At 34.8% G+C, this 17784-nt stretch carries 20 protein-coding genes and 1 pseudogene; 11 read left to right on the top strand and 10 right to left on the bottom strand.

Going from position 1 to position 17784, the window contains the following annotated elements; genetic code table 11:
• The first annotated feature begins 94 nt into the window (after nucleotides 1–94).
• A complete protein-coding gene (locus ABH957_RS07595; protein ID WP_044441536.1) occupies nucleotides 95–517 on the top strand; it encodes a PH domain-containing protein in 423 nt (140 codons plus the stop codon).
• Between the two features lie 95 nt (nucleotides 518–612).
• Here the strand turns inward: ABH957_RS07595 and fumC are convergent, their stop codons facing one another.
• Complete coding sequence (fumC, locus tag ABH957_RS07590; protein WP_404456174.1) at nucleotides 613–2001, bottom strand: class II fumarate hydratase; 1389 nt, start codon at nucleotides 1999–2001, stop codon at nucleotides 613–615.
• 190 nt (nucleotides 2002–2191) lie between these two features.
• Between fumC and ABH957_RS07585 the strand changes: the two genes are divergently transcribed.
• Entirely contained in the window at nucleotides 2192–2902 is a 711-nt protein-coding gene (locus tag ABH957_RS07585) for an SDR family NAD(P)-dependent oxidoreductase (protein WP_404510893.1), read from the top strand.
• Nucleotides 2903–2909: 7 nt separating this feature from the next.
• Nucleotides 2910–3299 (top strand): MerR family transcriptional regulator, encoded by a 390-nt coding sequence (locus tag ABH957_RS07580; protein ID WP_404510891.1) that lies wholly within the window; start codon nucleotides 2910–2912, stop codon nucleotides 3297–3299.
• Nucleotides 3300–3339: 40 nt separating this feature from the next.
• On the opposite strand, the gene nhaC is transcribed toward ABH957_RS07580, so the two are convergent.
• Nucleotides 3340–4743 carry a Na+/H+ antiporter NhaC gene (nhaC, locus tag ABH957_RS07575; RefSeq protein WP_002135474.1) on the bottom strand — a complete coding sequence of 468 codons (1404 nt, stop codon included), beginning with the start codon at nucleotides 4741–4743 and terminating at the stop codon, nucleotides 3340–3342.
• Between the two features lie 391 nt (nucleotides 4744–5134).
• The gene (locus tag ABH957_RS07570; protein WP_002030981.1) at nucleotides 5135–5794 is read right to left on the bottom strand and encodes a class I SAM-dependent methyltransferase; all 660 of its coding nucleotides are present in this window, start codon (nucleotides 5792–5794) and stop codon (nucleotides 5135–5137) included.
• 205 nt (nucleotides 5795–5999) lie between these two features.
• Between ABH957_RS07570 and ABH957_RS07565 the strand changes: the two are divergent.
• Nucleotides 6000–6117 (top strand): annotated as a pseudogene (locus ABH957_RS07565) (cobalamin biosynthesis protein); the annotation flags it as partial.
• A 75-nt stretch (nucleotides 6118–6192) separates the two neighbouring features.
• On the opposite strand, the gene ABH957_RS07560 reads toward ABH957_RS07565, so the two are convergent.
• Nucleotides 6193–6504, bottom strand: coding sequence for a DUF3784 domain-containing protein (locus ABH957_RS07560; protein ID WP_002064702.1), 312 nt, complete (start codon nucleotides 6502–6504; stop codon nucleotides 6193–6195).
• A 163-nt stretch (nucleotides 6505–6667) separates the two neighbouring features.
• Between ABH957_RS07560 and ABH957_RS07555 the strand changes: the two genes are divergently transcribed.
• Both ABH957_RS07555 and ABH957_RS07550 read left to right on the top strand, forming a co-directional pair.
• On the top strand, nucleotides 6668–7633 hold the full coding sequence (locus ABH957_RS07555; RefSeq protein WP_002168697.1) for a DMT family transporter: 966 nt from the start codon (nucleotides 6668–6670) through the stop codon (nucleotides 7631–7633).
• Between the two features lie 16 nt (nucleotides 7634–7649).
• Entirely contained in the window at nucleotides 7650–8321 is a 672-nt protein-coding gene (locus tag ABH957_RS07550) for a GntR family transcriptional regulator (RefSeq protein WP_193663025.1), read from the top strand.
• Nucleotides 8322–8373: 52 nt separating this feature from the next.
• On the opposite strand, the gene fbpA is transcribed toward ABH957_RS07550, so the two are convergent.
• Together fbpA and ABH957_RS07540 are read right to left on the bottom strand one after the other, a co-directional pair.
• Nucleotides 8374–8544, bottom strand: a complete 171-nt coding sequence (gene fbpA / locus ABH957_RS07545; protein ID WP_002012091.1) for a Fur-regulated basic protein FbpA — start codon at nucleotides 8542–8544, stop codon at nucleotides 8374–8376.
• Nucleotides 8545–8737: 193 nt separating this feature from the next.
• Nucleotides 8738–9637, bottom strand: a complete 900-nt coding sequence (locus ABH957_RS07540; protein ID WP_404510889.1) for a cation diffusion facilitator family transporter — start codon at nucleotides 9635–9637, stop codon at nucleotides 8738–8740.
• A 268-nt stretch (nucleotides 9638–9905) separates the two neighbouring features.
• On the opposite strand from ABH957_RS07540, the gene ABH957_RS07535 reads away from it, so the two are divergent.
• Nucleotides 9906–10979, top strand: a complete 1074-nt coding sequence (locus tag ABH957_RS07535; protein ID WP_404456167.1) for a beta propeller repeat protein — start codon at nucleotides 9906–9908, stop codon at nucleotides 10977–10979.
• A gap of 39 nt (nucleotides 10980–11018) precedes the next feature.
• Here ABH957_RS07535 and ABH957_RS07530 read toward each other — a convergent pair whose 3' ends face one another.
• Together ABH957_RS07530 and ABH957_RS07525 are read right to left on the bottom strand one after the other, a co-directional pair.
• Nucleotides 11019–12110, bottom strand: coding sequence for a DUF4179 domain-containing protein (locus ABH957_RS07530; protein ID WP_404491339.1), 1092 nt, complete (start codon nucleotides 12108–12110; stop codon nucleotides 11019–11021).
• Nucleotides 12107–12673 (bottom strand): sigma-70 family RNA polymerase sigma factor, encoded by a 567-nt coding sequence (locus ABH957_RS07525; protein ID WP_404510887.1) that lies wholly within the window; start codon nucleotides 12671–12673, stop codon nucleotides 12107–12109. Before ABH957_RS07525 ends, ABH957_RS07530 begins: the two co-directional genes overlap by 4 nt.
• Nucleotides 12674–12942: 269 nt before the next feature.
• Between ABH957_RS07525 and asnB the strand changes: the two genes are divergently transcribed.
• Entirely contained in the window at nucleotides 12943–14766 is a 1824-nt protein-coding gene (gene asnB / locus ABH957_RS07520) for an asparagine synthase (glutamine-hydrolyzing) (protein WP_404510885.1), read from the top strand.
• Nucleotides 14767–14812: 46 nt separating this feature from the next.
• On the opposite strand, the gene ABH957_RS07515 is transcribed toward asnB, so the two are convergent.
• On the bottom strand, nucleotides 14813–15640 hold the full coding sequence (locus tag ABH957_RS07515; protein ID WP_002012083.1) for a PP2C family serine/threonine-protein phosphatase: 828 nt from the start codon (nucleotides 15638–15640) through the stop codon (nucleotides 14813–14815).
• A gap of 124 nt (nucleotides 15641–15764) precedes the next feature.
• Here ABH957_RS07515 and ABH957_RS07510 point away from each other — a divergent pair, with 124 nt between their 5' ends.
• Genes ABH957_RS07510 through ABH957_RS07500 form a run of 3 tightly spaced genes read left to right on the top strand, consistent with a single transcriptional unit; the run spans nucleotide 15765 to nucleotide 17360 of the window.
• Nucleotides 15765–16175: a MarR family winged helix-turn-helix transcriptional regulator gene (locus tag ABH957_RS07510; RefSeq protein ID WP_002030991.1), complete on the top strand. Its 411-nt coding sequence runs from the start codon at nucleotides 15765–15767 to the stop codon at nucleotides 16173–16175.
• A complete protein-coding gene (locus ABH957_RS07505; RefSeq protein ID WP_033708963.1) occupies nucleotides 16159–16488 on the top strand; it encodes a DUF3147 family protein in 330 nt (109 codons plus the stop codon). The genes ABH957_RS07510 and ABH957_RS07505 overlap by 17 nt, the downstream gene beginning before the upstream one ends.
• Nucleotides 16440–17360 carry an alpha/beta fold hydrolase gene (locus tag ABH957_RS07500; RefSeq protein ID WP_340803328.1) on the top strand — a complete coding sequence of 307 codons (921 nt, stop codon included), beginning with the start codon at nucleotides 16440–16442 and terminating at the stop codon, nucleotides 17358–17360. Before ABH957_RS07505 ends, ABH957_RS07500 begins: the two co-directional genes overlap by 49 nt.
• 39 nt (nucleotides 17361–17399) lie before the next feature.
• On the opposite strand, the gene ABH957_RS07495 is transcribed toward ABH957_RS07500, so the two are convergent.
• Complete coding sequence (locus ABH957_RS07495; protein ID WP_000461762.1) at nucleotides 17400–17771, bottom strand: hypothetical protein; 372 nt, start codon at nucleotides 17769–17771, stop codon at nucleotides 17400–17402.
• Nucleotides 17772–17784 lie beyond the last annotated feature (13 nt).

Genomic DNA, 17784 nt, shown 5'->3' with positions numbered 1-17784 from the left:
AACCGAAAGAATATGCAATTCTGCATATTCTTTCGGTTTATTACGATGTTGTGATTTAATTTAGTTAAATAACACGTATAACGAGGTGACTAACTTGAAGTTTAAAGCGAAAAAAAATCCATTTCACGTCATTTTTATTACATTATTTATAATTATTTTTTTCATTTCGCTATTCTTCCAAAACGAAAATTCTATTTTTTTCACTCTTATGATGCTGTTAAATATCGTGAATCTCTCTTCATTCTATTTCTCTCACTACAACATAACGGAATCTTCTCTTATTGTAAAACACGGTTTCATATTACGTACTGAAATTCCATTTGAAGATATTCGTCACATTAAATACTCTGGCAAAACACTCCGTTCAGAAAAATGGACTAGGCAGCAATTAGAAATTGATTATAATTTATTTGACTCTGTGACAACTTTCGTACCACAAGAAGAAGAAAAATTCATTTCACTCTTAAAAGAGAACTGCCCACATATGAAAGTAATGAATACGTCTTCTAACAAATAATATCTTTTGGAGCTTGCAGTAGTACAAGTGGCGGAAACATAAAATAAATATCAAAAAAAGCCAAGATTCTAAACTAAGAACCTTGGCTTTTTCTATTACTCTTTCGGAGCAATCATTTTTTTCGGATCTACAATTTCATTAAATTGCTCTTCTGTTAATAGGCCCGATTGCAATGCTGCTTCTTTTAAAGTTAACCCCTCTTTATGAGCATGCTTCGCAATTTTCGCTGCATTTTCATATCCTATATGCGGGTTTAATGCAGTAACAAGCATTAATGAACGATTCACATTCTCTTTAATTACTTCTTCATCCGCTTCAATGCCAACTGCACAATTATCATTAAATGAAACAATTGCATCTGCTAATAAGTGAGCGGATTGTAAGAAGTTATATGCAATAACTGGTTTAAATACGTTTAGCTCAAAATTACCTTGGCTCGCAGCAAATCCGATTGTTGCGTCATTTCCCATCACTTGCGCTACAACCATCGTTAACGCTTCACTTTGCGTTGGATTTACTTTACCTGGCATAATAGAGCTTCCTGGCTCATTTGCCGGAATAATAATTTCTCCTAGACCACTACGTGGACCACTTGCCAGCCAGCGTACATCGTTAGCGATCTTCATTAAATCAGCTGCTAATGCCTTTAATGCACCATGCGTATATACAACTTCATCATGGCTCGTTAATGCGTGGAACTTATTTGGTGCAGAAATAAATTGCTTACCTGTAAATTGGCTAATTTCCTCTGACACCATCTCACCAAATTTAGGATGAGCATTAATACCTGTTCCAACTGCAGTACCACCAATTGCAAGCTCTTTCATATATGTATTGCTCTCTGCAATCATACGCTCTGTTTTTTCAAGCATACGGTGCCATCCGCTAATTTCTTGTCCTAACGTTAACGGTGTTGCATCTTGTAAGTGTGTACGACCAATTTTTATAATATGTTCAAATGCAGTTACTTTTTCTGCTAAAGTTTCTTTTAATTTCGTAATTGCCGGTAATACGTGATTTTCTACTGCAATTACACATGCTACATGAAGCGCTGTTGGAAATGTATCATTTGAACTTTGAGACATGTTCACGTCATCATTCGGATGAATATGTACGTCAGATCCCTTATCTTTCAAAATTTGATTCCCTCGATTTGCAATTACTTCATTCACATTCATGTTTGACTGTGTACCGCTACCCGTTTGCCATACAACAAGCGGAAAATGTTCATTCCATTTCCCTACAATTACTTCGTCAGCTGCTGCCACAATTGTTTCTGCTTTTTCTTCTGATAACTTTCCTAATTTTTGATTGCTAAGCGCTGCACTCTTCTTTAAAATGGCAAATGCTTTTACAATTTCAAGCGGCATTTGCTCTGTTCCAATCGGGAAGTTTTCTTTACTACGTTGTGTTTGTGCTGCCCATAATTTATCAGCTGGAACTTTTATTTCTCCTAATGTATCTCTTTCAATTCTGTACTCCATTTTTTCATCCCCTTGAAAATATAATACCTACATCTCTTATATTAACAGACTTTTAATCAAATGATAAGAATTCTCACTCATATATACAAATATTCAATATTTTTTTCATAAATTCCTCTTGACCTAAACTTAGGTTTAGGCTGTATCCTTTCCATTGTAACCTACTATAACGACACTGGAGGAATTCAAAATGAAAAAATATGCTTTCATAACAGGTGCGAATAAAGGGATCGGATATGAATTGGTTCGTCAATTAGCAGAAAAAGACTATCACGTATTTTTAGGTGCTCGTAATAAACAACTTGGACAACAAGCCGTAGAATCTTTAAATGTTTCAAACGTTTCCTATATTCAAGTAGACATTTCTAGTGCTCAATCCATTCAAGAAGCAATCAAAAAAATCCATGAAACGACTGACCACTTAGATTTATTAATCAATAATGCAGGCATAGCACTCGACTTCCATACGCTACCTAGTGAATTAAATATTGAAACTTTACGCCAAGAATTTGAAGTTAACTTTTTTGGAACATTCCAAATGGTGCAAGCCTTTTTACCATTATTAAAGAAATCAAGCAACAGTAAAATTATAAATGTAACAACTGACATGGCCTCACTAACAATGTTTGCTAGCGGTGAAACACACCCAATTAATACATTAGGATACAATTCTTCAAAAACAGCTATTAATGCTTTAACATTAGCATTTAGCAAAGAATTTGGTACTAACGGTCCAGCAATTTTCGGAGTAACCCCTGGTTTTACAACTACTGACCTAAATGGAAATTCCCCAGGTGGCCATACGACCAATGAAAGTGCTAAAATTATTATTAAATATGCATTAAGTGAAACAAACTATAATGGTAAAATACTAAATAAAGACGGCATTATACCTTGGTAATAAAGGGATGAATGATATGTATTATACAATTGGGCAAGTCGCCAAAATGCACCACTTAACTATTTCTCAAATACGTTATTACGATAAACAAGGACTGTTCCCTTTTCTTAAAAGAAATGAAAAAGGAGATCGCGTTTTTGATGAAGAAGCACTGAAATATTTAGAGATGATTTTATGTTTAAAAAACACCAGTATGCCAATTCAAAAAATAAAAAAATTTATCGACTGGTCTATGGCGGGGGAATCTACCATCCTTCAACGGTTGGAATTAATGAAACAACAGGAGACCAATGTCTTACAGCTCATTCAAGACACTGAAAAAAACTTAAAAAAGATACAACAAAAAATTGCTAAATATGAGGACGAAATAACTTCTTCAACTCCTATTATAAAATAAAAAATCACCTTCTACATATTGTAGAAGGTGATTTTTTATTTTATGATGCTTGCTTTCCTTTATCCGCATCATCTACATACCAAATGAACTTGCCTGTATATCCATAAATAACTGCTAAAATGAGTGATACGAAGCTTAGCCACATAAATGGAACGTATGATAATGTTGATACACCTAAAATACCAGCCATAAAAATACCATTATCAGACCATGGAACCATACCAGAAGTCAAAGTTCCACCTACTTCTGAGTTACGTGCTAATACGCGGCGATCTATTTTTAATTTATCATAGCTTTCTTCCATAATTTTTGGTGTTAAAATAAGTGATACGTACATCGCACAACCAAATATGTTAGCTAAAAATGCAACGATTAGTGTAGACAATGTTACATTACCTGCAGAATTTAATTTCTTCTCAAATTTCGATACGATTACCTTTAGAACACCTAGCTTTTCAAGTAATCCACCAAAACCTAAGCCGAAAATAATAACGGCTACTGAACCAAGCATACCATTAATTCCACCACGGTTTAATAACTTATCGACAAACTCGACACCAGATTGAATTGAGAATCCGTTATATGCTGTTCCAATTGCCTCTCCAAAGTTCATTCCTTGGAAAAGTGTTGCCCAAATTGCACCAATTAAAGCTCCCATAGCAATTGTTGGCATAGATGGTTTCTTCATCGCCAATAGCACAATAACAATTACCGCTGGAACAAGCATCCATATTTTAATATCAAAGTGCTTTAATAAAGATTCTTTTAAAAACTCAACTCTATTTAAATCTACATTATCCCCGCCATACATCCATCCAGCAACAGTAAACATAATGCTGGTAATAATATAAGCTGGAACGTCTAATACGAGCATAGCTCGAACGTGAGCAATAACATCTACTTTCGCCATAGAAGCTGCAAGAACTGTGCTATCAGAAAGTGGTGATAATTTGTCTCCGAAATAAGCTCCTGAAAGGACTGCACCCGCAACAAGCGGAAGTGGTAATCCAAGCCCTTCACCTATCGCCATCATAGCAATACCTGCAGTTCCAACTGTTCCCCATGATGTTCCTGTCGCGATAGAAGTGATTGAACAAATAATTAAAGTTGCCAATAAGAATATGCTAGGGTGAATGAATTCTAATCCATAATAAATTAATGTAGGTACAACCCCACCAGCAATCCACGTTCCAATTAAAGCCCCAACTGCAACTAAAATAAGAATTGCTTCTAATCCATTAGAAATCCCTTTCGTAATTGCATCTTGCAATTCTTGATAACGAAATCCTAATCTTAATCCAAGCGCAATAACTAAAAACCATGAAATAAATAGCGCTAATTGAATTGGGAGATCAAAAATCGTTTGGAAGGAAAAGACGACAGCAAGAAATAGGCATAAAAGAATAATAATTTCTAGCATCGATGGTAATCTTACACTTTTCATTTTTTTCTCTCCTTACAAGTCGATAACATGATGTATGTAGTCTTACGTGTATGTAGTATACAATCAGCGAAGACAAAACAAAATTTTCATATTATTTCGATTTATTTTTTCAGTATAATATATTCACAACCCTTTCTATTGTAAAAGTAGATTGCGCTTTTCGCAATGAAAAATATAAAAAATGTTGTATTTTTATTTAGATAAAAACACCTAATGAAATAAAACTTTAATCAATGAGGGTTTTATCCATCCCCACTAATTATTAACCCATAATAACCTTTTTAATATTTGCCTCAACAAAACTTTTTACTACCGCTTTCACCTCATATGTAATAATATATTTCCACATAAAAAAAGAGCACACATCATTTAATCGATGCATGCCCCTCTTTTATTTATACATATTTTGTATCTCTTCTTTATTTTTAAGTATTTCCGAAAACTTATCGCTACAACCTTTCGGAAATAAAACTCCGAGTCCATATGAATGCCCAAACTGAAAATGAGGGTATTTCACCTTGACCTCATCCCAAAACTTATACACACCGAAATCACCGTTTTTAACTTCAATATCATGAAATAATACAATACCGTTTTTCGCAACTTTAGGTAACCATGTTTTATAATCATGAGAAACAGCTTCATACGTATGATAGCCATCAATATGCAAAAGATTTATCGTTTCATCTTGAAACTCATCCAGAGCATCATCAAAAGTAGACCGAATTAAATTCCCTATATTCAGGTAGTTATCCCTCACCACTTTTTCTACTATTTGAAAAACCCCTTCTCCATATGGACCTGTATGCCCATCTCCAGCCCAAGTATCTACAGCAAAACATTTTGTGGCTAACCCACCATCTTTTACCCCCTGGCAAAAACTAAAAAAGGAAGCACCTAAATGCGTACCTAACTCAACTAAAGTTGCTGGTTCTTCAAATCTTACTAAATCATATGCGAAATCTAAATGCCCACTCCACGCAGATTGTGACCGAATAATAGGACTAAAATTTTCAAATTCAAACGATGGTTTATGAGTAACCCAGTTCATCACGTATCTCCTTATACACATATTTTTAACAAACCAAATTACTCTTATCTTTATTTTTTTGGCGTCGCGATTATGATTATATTTCATAAAAAGATGAAGAATTACCCCATTCTTATTGGGGTAATTCTTCATCTACATATGGATTTGCTGGCTTCTTAATCTTCTCTACTTTACTTATTTTCACAAGCGGAAATAGCATTCCTTAGAACCAGAAGCATTGAAAAAATTGGATGAACGATATGGAGATCAAATAACTGAACTTGTATTTATCAGCATCGATATGAATCGTTCTATTAACAGAAAAAGAAATGAAACAAGATTGAAATACATTTGTTGATCCTATTCCCGCTTTTACTTTCACTTCATAATAAAAAGGCTTCCGTAGCATGGAGCCTTTTTCACTTTGTAGTACTCTTATTTAACATATTTGCTTTAATAAGAAACACAATTGTACCTAAAACAATTAAGATAGCATATACGATACCAACTACATCACCTATTTTTTCTAAGCCAAACGGTAATAGTATAGTAGCAACTCCGACTATATAGGAAAACACACCTGAAAGCTTCGCTAATTTATTTTTATCTCCAACAAACGTTTCTTCCTGATAGCCTGCCAACAAAAACAATCTCTTTTTCACATGTATTTGATAGCCTAAAAAAATGATAAGTAATCCAACAAATAAACAAACCAAAAATCCTGCTAGCATATAACTCTCCCCTACGATATTTTACTATACACAAAAAAGATGATCGTTCTTACTAAACAATTTTATTTTTAATTAGAAATTTCAGTTTATTAATACTCCATTTCGTGATATATTGCATATTGTATCTAATATATATTTTTTTGAAAGGAGGACTATATATTTTATGGATCCAAATCGATTAAAAGGAATTATAATGGTCATAATCGGTGCTTGTTTATGGGGCTTATCCGGAACAGCTGCGCAACAACTTTTTCAATTCGAAAACGTTTCCACTGAATGGTTAGTTACAATCCGTTTGCTTATATCCGGTGCTATTTTGCTCATTATGTCATCATTCGGAGCGAACAAAAAAGAAATATTTGGAATTTGGAAACAAAAGTCTGATGCAAATAAGATAATTTTGTTCGGTCTTTTAGGCATGCTTGCTGTACAGTACACGTACTTCGCTTCTATTAAAGAAGGAAACGCTGCTGTTGCAACTTTGTTACAATATTTAGCCCCTATATTTATCACTGTATACTTACTTTTCAAATGGAGCGTTCGTCCATCAAAAATTGATTATATTTCAATTACCCTCTCATTAGTAGGGACTTTTCTCCTATTAACAAACGGTTCTGTTCATAACTTAGCTGTATCTACACCTGCTATCATTTGGGGCATTTTATCTGGACTATCTCTTGCATTTTATAGTTTGTATTCAAAAGAATTGTTAGAAAAGTGGTCTTCATCCGTTATCGTTGGATGGGGGATGATCATTGGGGGGATTGGCGTAACGATTTTACACTTTATTTCCACAAACGAATTCATTTTATTATCAACTATGAAATATGTAAAACTAAGTACCCTCCCGCTCATTACATTTGTCGTCATTTTCGGGACACTCATCGCATTTTATTTATACTTAGATAGCATAAGATACCTTACGCCTAAAGAAACAACATTATTTGGCTGTACAGAACCACTCGCAGCTATTATTTCTTCTGTGCTTATTTTGCACGTACCGTTTCAATCTTTTCAGTTATTAGGTGCTTTTTGTGTAATTGTAATGGTGCTCATATTAAGCCAAAAACCGGATAAAGGAAAACCAAAATTAAAGCTTGTTAATACGAAAAAGAAACATATACAATGAAAGGATTGAATTCACTATGCCTGTCCCTCAAAATTATAAAAAAACAGGAAGAGTTTCAGCAAAGTCACTCGTTTTAAATCAACTGCAAGATTGGATTATAGAAGGTGTTTTACGACCTGATGAGAAAATAAATGATGGGGAATTGGCAGAAGCACTAGGAGTAAGCAGAACACCTGTTAGAGAAGCTTTACAAATTTTAGAGCTTTCTGGATTAGTTGAAATGGTACCTGGGCAAAAAACGAAAATCGCGCCTATTAAGTTAGACGACGTATCTATCATTTATGAGACGATAGCTGGTCTTCACTCAATTATAGGAAAGCAAGCACTTCAAAAAGTTACAGACGCTGATATTAAACTACTTTCCGAGATAAATGATGCTTTTCAACAATCTATACATGAAAAAGATTCAAAAAAAGCTTTAGAACTAGATATACGATTTCACAATACAATTACTTCTATTGCTAAAAACCGATATATTGAACCTTTTCTAGAAAATATGCAACTTCACATTTTACGCCTTGAATATTTATTTTTCCAAAACTTCGTGCCTGCAAGTCAATCTATTAAAGAACATCACTCTATAATTCAAGCACTACAAAAACAGGATGAAAAACGAATGGAACAAATGATGTCTCAAAACTGGCTCCGTCCAATGAAAGAAATACAAAAAATAATTTCTATGAAATAATAAAGCTGGTTACACAAAAGTGTAACCAGCTCCTTCTTTAATAATCTATGTGCTATGCCTGAATATTTGCGTAATCTTCAATATGCTCGTACTCTTTTTCCAATTCCTCTAAAGACAGCTCGTATAATTGTCGGTCGCGAATCTTAAACACCCCTGCTCCAATTAACTCATCAATTAAATGTCTCTTACGATTTTCAACAGCAAAACGGAGTTGACTACTCATCTTTTAAAAAACTCCTTTCTACGATCATTGAAAATGATAATCTTTATCAATTACCACTTTTGATTATAAAAGATGATTCTTAATAAGTAAAGTAATCTTATGAAATATTTACCTTACAAAGTATTTGTGGCCACATTATATATATGTATGCCACGCGAAAAATGTTATGACATTTTTTCATACCCTTTTTCTTTCATACTTTGCAAGTTGTCTCATTATGGTTAAATTCACCTTCTATTTCAACTTGAATGGTGACATGTTCTACATGAAATTTCCCCTTTAATACATCCGTTGCTTCTTTCAATACGCTTTGCGTTTCATTACCTTCGATAATAAGATGGCAAGTTAATACTTGAAAATCTGATGTTACAGACCATATATGTAAATCATGAACTTCTTTTACAATAGTAATATTTAATAATGTATTTTTCACCTCTTCAGCATCTATGTGCTGCGGTGCACCTTCCATTAATATATGAACTGTATCACGTGTTACACGCCATCCACTTGTAATGACTAAAATAGACACAAGAATACTAGCAACCGCATCTGCAGCAGTCCATCCAAAAAATTTAATAAGTAACGCAGCAATAATCGCTCCAACTGAACCTAATAAATCGCCTAGTACATGTAAGAACGCACTTCTTAAATTTAAATTACCTTTCACATCTCCGCCTCTCATTAATATCCAAGCTGATACAATATTAATAAGCAGACCAAGCACAGCAATAATGAGCATTCCATTACTAGCGATTTCAACTGGTTCCTTAAAACGACGAATTGCTTCAATAAAAATATATACTGAAATGACAATAAGAACGACACCATTACATAATGCCGCTAACATTTCGACTCGCTTATACCCATATGTTTTCGCGGCCGTTGCCGTTTTTTCCCCAAGCTTGAACGCAAGTAAACTTAAAGCTAAGGATACTGCATCACTTAACATATGCCCTGCGTCAGACAATAGTGCTAAGCTATTTGTTACAAATCCGCCAATAACTTCAGCAATCATAAAACTTGTTGTTAATAAAAAGGCAATTAATAACGCTTTTTTATTTTTTGAATGACCGTGATCATGTGAGTATCCCATACAAATACTCCTTTAAGTGCAATATCTGTATGTTAGTATGAAACACATTCCCTATCTTTATCCCCCATTAACGCCCGATAGTGAATGCTACTAATCCGTAGAAGATGAACAATACCCCACTGATTAAAGTTTCACTTTATCCCGCTTCCTCTGTATACAAACTTCGCTACTTTTCAAACAAGTCCTTTTTCTCAACTAAAAACAAGACTACTTCTTTTTTATTTTCATATTGTTTACTAATGAAAGAATTTTTAAGGGGGCTACAAAATTGAAACGACTATTTCTCTGCATGGAGCGTGAACTTGTTGTAGTAAAAGAACAATATGGTAACTATGAAACCACATATCATTTACAAAATATGCAACCTACCTGTATTGTGGTTGATCCATTCCAAACAAATCGTGTTTATTGCGGCACATTTGGACGAGGTTTATGGCTAAGTGACGATGGCGGGGATTCGTGGAGACCAATTGGAGATTCATATCGTTACTTTGATTTCCCTAAAGAGGATGGTATTTTACATTCTTCGATTACTTCCATTACGATAAGCCCTAATGAACAAGTTAACGGATATGGTGTCGTTTATGTCGGTACAGAACCTAGTGCTTTATTCCGTTCAGAAAATGGTGGTGAAACGTGGACTGAACTTAAAAATATGAAATCATTATTATCTTCTTATACGTGGGCTTTTCCGCCTAGACCTTTCACCCATCACGTTCGCTGGATTACAGTTGATCCAAACACTCCAAATACAATCCATGTTTCAATTGAAGCTGGTGCTGTTATTCAAAGTAATGATAGAGGGCATACATGGATTGATAAAAAATTCGGTGCTCCTATTGATGCTCATCAACTGCTTATGCACCCTGAAGCCCCTAATCGCCTTTATGCATCATGCGGTGACGGATTTATGGGCGGACCTGATCGCGCATACCTTGAAAGTTATAATAGCGGAAACAGCTGGATCTCATGCAGTGAAGGACTTGAACATCATTATTTATACAGTATGGCTATCGATCCGGCTGATTGCGATACAATTCTCGTTTCTGCCGCACCAAGTGCCGACCTTGCTCATCACCGTATTCCTTATGAATCTTATATTTATCGAAAAACGAAAGATACTCCGTTCGAGCAAGTGCAGCAAGGTCTACCCTCTGCAATTGGTACAGTCATTTCAATGTTTGCGACAAACCAAGCAGAACCACATACGTTTTACACTTTAAATAACAATGGCGTATTTCAATCCAATGATAGCGGTGAAACGTGGGAACAACTAAACATTCCGTGGAAAGATGAATATAAAACGCAGCATCCACATGCATTGCTCGTTACTTGTTCTTAACGAAAAAAGACTGCCTAATGGCTTTAGGCAGTCTCTCTTTTATTTCTTTAAATCAATTACGATATCATCTAGAACAATATCTTTACTCTTCGCTTCTTTTTTCGGCACCTCAATTTCCTTCTCTTTTCCATTCACATATTCCACTCCACCATGATTTTCAGGTGTATGAACTCGCAAGTGTACACGAGGTGTAACGATAAGCTTTGTTGCATTTTCGTTCAACTTTTGGAATGTAGCACTCCATCGAATATTGTAAGGATCGTTGCCACTTCCCCCATTTCCTTCACCCGAATAATCATTCCCTAAATCATCCTTAACCGTCAATTCAACATCTACACTATCCCATTCTTTCCTCGCACCCTTAGAAACTTCTTGATTGTAATAAAGAATAAATGAAACCGGCGACATTGCGACCTTTTCCATATTTGCTTTTATACCTTCTTTTTCCGAACTTCCACCAATTGTTCTCTCTTTACTATCCATTGATTTTACAGTTAATGCGAAATTCCAATTACCTTGTATTGATTTTTTCCTATCTGGCATCTCTATTCCCTCTATATTCCATCTAAAGTTTACTTTGTCCTTTTTATTAATATCATGGTGCGTCGTTGTTACCATACCTACATACTTTTTTTCAGTAACTTTAGTCATTTCCCCACTTCCTGAACTACCATGAGCGTCCATTATATCCAATCCGCCTAATATAATAGGATCATCCCCTAAGTCTTGCTCACTTTCCAGTGAATACGTTATAGATAATGTTCTGCCATCAGAAATTACATCATTAATTGTAACCTTAACCCCATTACTCTCTCTCGTCATATTCAATTCAGTCGAAAACTCTTTATAATTTTCATATAGTCCTGTTCTACCATTATCTAAAAATCGGAATATATCACCTACAATTGGCAATCCTCCAGCATATGTAGGAAACCCGATACCAAGCGTTGCAACTGATAATCCTACTAAAATGGATGCAGCAGCGACACCTTTTTTCCAAGTTTTCATCTTTTTCTTCGTACGTATAGATCGTTTTAAATTACGTTTCACTTTTTCTTTTTCAATTTCAGAAGTCTCAAGTTCTTTTTCATCTATATCAATATCATTTAATAGTTCATAAATGTCTTTCATATTACACTACCTCCAAAACTAATATTCGTAGCATTTTGTTGTATTTTCTTCTTCCCCCGGTACACACGATTATCGATCGCCGCCCTGGTTAATCCTAACTTGTCACCGATTTCCTCTGTCTTCATACCGAGAAGATATTTCATAACGAACACCTTTTGATCTAACGGTTCTAATTGATTAATAAGCTTCAATAACTCTTCCCTATCTTCCATAACGATTAATTCATCTTCTGCCGATTTTTCTGTACTAATATGAAACTCATCTGAAATAATTTCTACTGTTCTAGTCGCTTTCCGGTAATAATCAATCGCCTTAAACTTTGCAATCGCTGCAATCCATTTTTTAAAATCACTCGGCTCTCCATGAAACTTATTTGCGTTATTCCAAATGGAAAGAAATATATCATTTACACATTCCTCTATCAATCCATCATTTTGAACTGGAAGAAGTACTTTGTGCGTGATTCCTTTTATGAGTGGTAAGTATGTATCGACAACAAATTCTAGCGCATCTTCTTTTTGCCGCTGTAATCTTTTTATAAAATTTTTCTCATTTGATTTCATGTAGCGATTCCCCTTATTTTTTTGTAAAAGCTTTTACACCCTATATAACGTTTTGGAAATTTTTTTCTCTCATCTTTTTTTATTTTTTGTATGTAATGGAATACTTTTCCTTAGCCATTGTCTCATATAAATATAAGCTTGAAGAAAATTTTCTCAAGTCTGTAATTCAATTAGTGTAGTACACTATTTATGCAGACACTCTTTAACCTGATGTACATTTCATTTAATTAATCTACTTTTATAATTTTAAATTAGGAGATGAGATTTGTATGTGTGGAATTACAGGTTGGGTAGATTGGAAGAAAGATCTTTCAAATGAACATGTTATTTTAGAAAAGATGGCGAATAGTATTCAGCATCGCGGTCCTGATGCTGAAGGATTTTGGTTTTCACCTCATGCGGCTTTTGCACACCGACGTTTAATTGTTATTGACCCAGAAGGCGGGACGCAGCCAAAAACATTCCGTGCCGGTGATTATACGTATGCTCTTACTTATAATGGAGAAATTTATAATTTTCGTGAACTGAGAGAACAGCTTCAAAAATGTGGTCATGCATTTGAAACGCATTCAGATACAGAAGTATTACTACATGCTTATTTAGAATGGAAAGAAGACTGCGTACAACATTTAAACGGAATTTTCGCTTTCGCCTTATGGGATGATCAGAAGCAACAACTGTTTTTAGCACGTGATCATTTAGGCGTAAAGCCACTCTTTTATACAGAAAGAAATGACAGTATTATTTTCGGATCTGAAATAAAAGCATTATTAGCTCATCCATCTGTTCCTGCTGAAATTGATGCGGACGGCATAAATGAAATATTTGGATTAGGCTTATTTCGAACTCCAGGATGTGGCGTCTTTAAACATATTCAAGAAGTTCGTGCTGGACATTCTATAACATTCACACGTGATAAAAAAGTAGTTAAGAAGTATTGGAATTTAGAAAGTAAGATCCATACAGACTCTACCCAAGACACATCTTCTCATATTTTATCTATTTTACAAGATACAGTAAAAAGACAATTAATTGCTGATGTTCCCCTCGTTTGTATGTTATCAGGCGGATTAGATTCTAGTGGTATTACTGCACTGGCAGGTAAAGAATTTAGAGAGGAACACAAAACACTTCACACATATTCAATCGACTTTTTAAATAGCGCGAAAGATTTCGAACTGACATTTGCTCGAACTGGTCTAGATGCTCCTTGGGTAAAACGTGTTTCTGAATATGTAGGGACATCGCATCATGACATTATTGTGAATGCTGAAGAGTTAGCAAATCACTTATTCGTTCCCCTTCACGCGAAAGATTTACCCAGTGCTGGCGAAATGGAAACTTCACTTTATTTACTATTTTGCGAAATGAAAAAAGATGCAACCGTAGCTTTATCTGGAGAATCTGCTGATGAAGTATTCGGGGGATATCCTTGGTTTCATCAAGAAGAACTATTATATGTAGATAAGTTTCCGTGGTTAACAAACTGGAAAAACACATCTTCTCTATTATTAAACGACGTAACAACTCAATGTAATCCTGAGCAGTATATTAATAAACGATTCCATGAGGCTGCTCTTGAAGTACCTACTCTTGAAGGTGAAAGTAAAAAAGAAGCGAAACAGCGTCAAATGTTTTATTTATTTTTAACACGATTCCTTCCGTTCTTACTCGACCGTAAAGACCGTATGAGTATGGCTGTAGGATTTGAAGTTCGTGTACCGTTTTGCGATTATAGATTAGTTGAATATTTATGGAACGTTCCTTTCAATATTAAAAGTATTGATAATATCGAAAAGGGAATTTTACGTAGAGCGCTGAAACCAGCTTTACCTGATGATGTGCGAAATAGAAGAAAAAGCGCTTACCCTACTTCACAGGATCCACACTATTTACAAACAATCCGCAATTTAACGCTTGATATGTGCAGCAATAAAAACAATCCTGTTTTCTCACTCATTAACCATTCCATATTACTTGCACTTGCTGATCAAAGTAACAAAGAGATTACCAATTTTGAAGCAAGAAGTGCTATGGAGTATATGCTACAAGTAAATGAATGGTTAAAAACGTATCATATTCATATTGCTTAACAAAAAAGAGTTCAAGGACAAAAACCCTTGAACTCTCTTTCATTTATTAATTGGCACATTGTCTATTTTCAGTATCGATGGACCATCCAATAATAGTGGCACAATCTCTACCTTTCCACTGAAGTACATTTGTTAATACAGGCTCAATCTGTAAACAAGATCCGTCGTGTAATATTTCTACTAAAGATTGATCATCATCAAACTTTAGTTTATCACACTCTAAAATACCATCCGTTGCCATTACAATGTGATTCTGACCTTTTTCTAATCCCCTTACCCCTGATGTAAAACAAGGTGTATTCGCTGCAAAAACATTTTTTCTTCCTATGTATTCATAGTTCTTACGCTTATTTAGCCTACCTTTTCCATTTTTCGTTTGCTCTGAATGGAATAAATACGCGAAGCAATCACCAACTGATAGCCAATATAAGAACTCGCCTTTTCGTAAACAAATTAAACATGCAAGTTCCTCATCATCTTGGTCACATTTCTCGATAAAGAGCTCATCTGTAAATAACGCTAATAAATACATATGTGTATGATGAAAAGCTAAATGGATTGGGTATGAAAATAACTCTTTTAGTTTTTCTTCTCTTTCTGAAATCGCTTCTATTATATAATGTATATTTTTCGTTTTATGATGTGTATCAAAAATCATAACAAATTCAAATTCTAATTTCGGATCCCACCAAGCTAGCACTGCATCTCCTCTTTCATATGCATCACTCTCTTGATTTCCTCCATATACGCCGACTGAAAGAGGACCACATTTTTCAACATGTATTTGATCTACATACATCTTTTCATGACTAATCCATTTAAATGTATTCACAGCTATCATCCTCTCTCTTGCTAAATGTATACCTTTACACATAGATTACCTTATATTTCAATAAAAATAAACTTTTTCAACATTTTTAATGAAAATAAAAGGATTTTACTTCTGAATCAACGAATATATCTTACTATACGATATAAAAATAGGAGGATTTATCATTATGAAAGACATTAATCAACATTGGGAAAGTATTTATTATCACTTACGATATGAATATGAAGACAACCTTTCTCACCAAGCTATTCGTATTTTACAAATCGTTTCTCGTGAGAAAGATATAACAATTGGAAAAGTTGCTACTGAGCTTAGTCTCTCTCATAACACAGCATCTGAACACGTAAAGCGCCTTATTCAAAAAGGATTTATTATAAAAGAAAGAAACAAACACGATGAAAGGGTTGTAAACCTTACTTTAACGAAAGAAGGCATTGAAGTATTAGAAAAGCATACTTTACTAGATAAAGAAAAGATAAAAATATTAGAATCACAGTTATCAAAAGAAGAACAACAACTAATAGAAAAAGCCTTTTCGTTATTAGCGAAGGAGGCAAAATATGCATTTCCTCGTTAAAGTAATCGTTTCGGCACTTATTATCGGCGTTATTACTGAAGTCGCTAAACATTATAGTACGATAGGCGGCTTTATTGCTGCCCTTCCACTCGTTAGTTTACTAAGCCTATTTTGGATTTCTTTCGAAGGTGGGAGTAAACAAGAATTAAGTCAATTCGCTTTAGGCGTATTATATGGATTTCCTGCATCCGCACTACTATTATTTATTGTTTATATCGGTTTAAAGAACTCCTTTTCACTTAGTACATCTATACTCTTAGGCATATGTGCCTGGTGTATCGTCTTTACTTGCCAAAAAATATTTCAAGCTTAGGGGGAATTACTATTAATAGATCAGTAGAGATATTTGGACAAACTGTAGAAGTATATATAAGAGGTAACAGTAAACAAACTGTAGTCATTCAAACAGGAATGAGTTGCTCATTTTATGATTGGCTCCCTATTATAGAAGAGCTTTCACAACACTTTACAGTTGTTTCATACCATCGCCCAGGTTACGGAAAAAGTGAGCTAGGAAATACCCCACGTACAGCAAGGCAAGTTACAAAGGAACTACATATGTTACTAAACAAACTCCATATTCACGAGCCAATCATTCTAATCGGCCATTCCTATGGAGGGTTATGTGCACAACATTTTGCAATGTTACATGAAGATAGGCTGCAAGCACTTCTTTTAGTTGATTCTACTTCCATGAACTTACACCGATTAGATGAGCTTCATTTACCAGTTTCTGATCAAACTGATTCTGATGATATGTGGCTACAAAAATATCATACCTACTCCAACATGGATGCAGACGCGCTTTATACTGAACTAAAACCTATGCTCGTCAATACAACAAAACAGCATATCAAATTTTCTACATCTCCTTCCTTATATAAAGCGACAGCTTCTGAACTGTCCGAGTGGAAAAATTGTGCTCGCTCAATAAAAAAACAACATAAAACATTAGAAATACCATTAATCGTTATCGGTAGAGATCCTCAATATTCTATTGCTCAATTGATTGAGGGCGGCATGCCAAAAGAAGAAGCTACACAACTTGAAGATATGTGGCAAGAACTTATTCGTGAACAATTAAATCTCTCAATAAACAGCCAATACATTTTGGCTGAACATGCTAGTCACGGGATAGAAAACGATCGTCCAGATGCTATCATTGAAGCCATTCACTTATTGTAAATAAAAAAAGGAAGCAACTAAAGCTGCTTCCTTACTTATCTATTCATAGTCTTCTTCATCATCGACTTCTTCATAATACGAACTCCCATTGCTTACATATATAGGACCGTTCGCAACATCAATACGTAGTACCCATGCCCATGGCACAGCTAAACGTTTATGTATTGCTCTCCAAAAGTTCATTGATTTTCTTTCGTACTCCTGGAACTCCTGAAGTAACTCTTTATAGGAGGAACCGTCTAACTGAATATTTGCTTCTAATAAACGAGAATGGGCATAGTACTGTAACTCTAGTTCAGCAGCAATCTCCATTTCTTCTTCCGTTGCCATACCTATAATTGCTCCATCTGCTGGTGCGATTTCATATACGTTGTGAACTTCAATAAGCCCTTCTTTCTCTTTCTCAAACATGTAAACAGCCTCC

It is taken from the genome of Bacillus sp. RC242 (genome assembly GCF_044908245.1).
GTDB lineage: Bacteria > Bacillota > Bacilli > Bacillales > Bacillaceae_G > Bacillus_A > Bacillus_A mycoides.
The sequence above is the reverse complement of the archived record's forward strand: the minus strand, read 5'-3'. Positions and strand labels throughout refer to the sequence as shown.

Bases quoted from the DNA above. Each gene is read 5' to 3' on its own strand.
- nhaC (WP_002135474.1), bottom strand. From the start codon at position 4,743: ATGAAAAGTGTAAGATTACCATCGATGCTAGAAATTATTATTCTTTTA.
- ABH957_RS07540 (WP_404510889.1), bottom strand. From the start codon at position 9,637: ATGGGATACTCACATGATCACGGTCATTCAAAAAATAAAAAAGCGTTA.
- ABH957_RS07530 (WP_404491339.1), bottom strand. From the start codon at position 12,110: ATGAAAGACATTTATGAACTATTAAATGATATTGATATAGATGAAAAA.
- asnB (WP_404510885.1), top strand. From the start codon at position 12,943: ATGTGTGGAATTACAGGTTGGGTAGATTGGAAGAAAGATCTTTCAAAT.
- fbpA (WP_002012091.1), bottom strand. From the start codon at position 8,544: ATGAGTAGTCAACTCCGTTTTGCTGTTGAAAATCGTAAGAGACATTTA.
- ABH957_RS07555 (WP_002168697.1), top strand. From the start codon at position 6,668: ATGGATCCAAATCGATTAAAAGGAATTATAATGGTCATAATCGGTGCT.
- ABH957_RS07560 (WP_002064702.1), bottom strand. From the start codon at position 6,504: ATGCTAGCAGGATTTTTGGTTTGTTTATTTGTTGGATTACTTATCATT.
- ABH957_RS07505 (WP_033708963.1), top strand. From the start codon at position 16,159: ATGCATTTCCTCGTTAAAGTAATCGTTTCGGCACTTATTATCGGCGTT.
- ABH957_RS07510 (WP_002030991.1), top strand. From the start codon at position 15,765: ATGAAAGACATTAATCAACATTGGGAAAGTATTTATTATCACTTACGA.
- ABH957_RS07525 (WP_404510887.1), bottom strand. From the start codon at position 12,673: ATGAAATCAAATGAGAAAAATTTTATAAAAAGATTACAGCGGCAAAAA.
- ABH957_RS07550 (WP_193663025.1), top strand. From the start codon at position 7,650: ATGCCTGTCCCTCAAAATTATAAAAAAACAGGAAGAGTTTCAGCAAAG.
- fumC (WP_404456174.1), bottom strand. From the start codon at position 2,001: ATGGAGTACAGAATTGAAAGAGATACATTAGGAGAAATAAAAGTTCCA.
- ABH957_RS07585 (WP_404510893.1), top strand. From the start codon at position 2,192: ATGAAAAAATATGCTTTCATAACAGGTGCGAATAAAGGGATCGGATAT.
- ABH957_RS07570 (WP_002030981.1), bottom strand. From the start codon at position 5,794: ATGAACTGGGTTACTCATAAACCATCGTTTGAATTTGAAAATTTTAGT.
- ABH957_RS07515 (WP_002012083.1), bottom strand. From the start codon at position 15,640: ATGTGTAAAGGTATACATTTAGCAAGAGAGAGGATGATAGCTGTGAAT.
- ABH957_RS07495 (WP_000461762.1), bottom strand. From the start codon at position 17,771: ATGTTTGAGAAAGAGAAAGAAGGGCTTATTGAAGTTCACAACGTATAT.
- ABH957_RS07580 (WP_404510891.1), top strand. From the start codon at position 2,910: ATGAATGATATGTATTATACAATTGGGCAAGTCGCCAAAATGCACCAC.
- ABH957_RS07500 (WP_340803328.1), top strand. From the start codon at position 16,440: ATGTGCCTGGTGTATCGTCTTTACTTGCCAAAAAATATTTCAAGCTTA.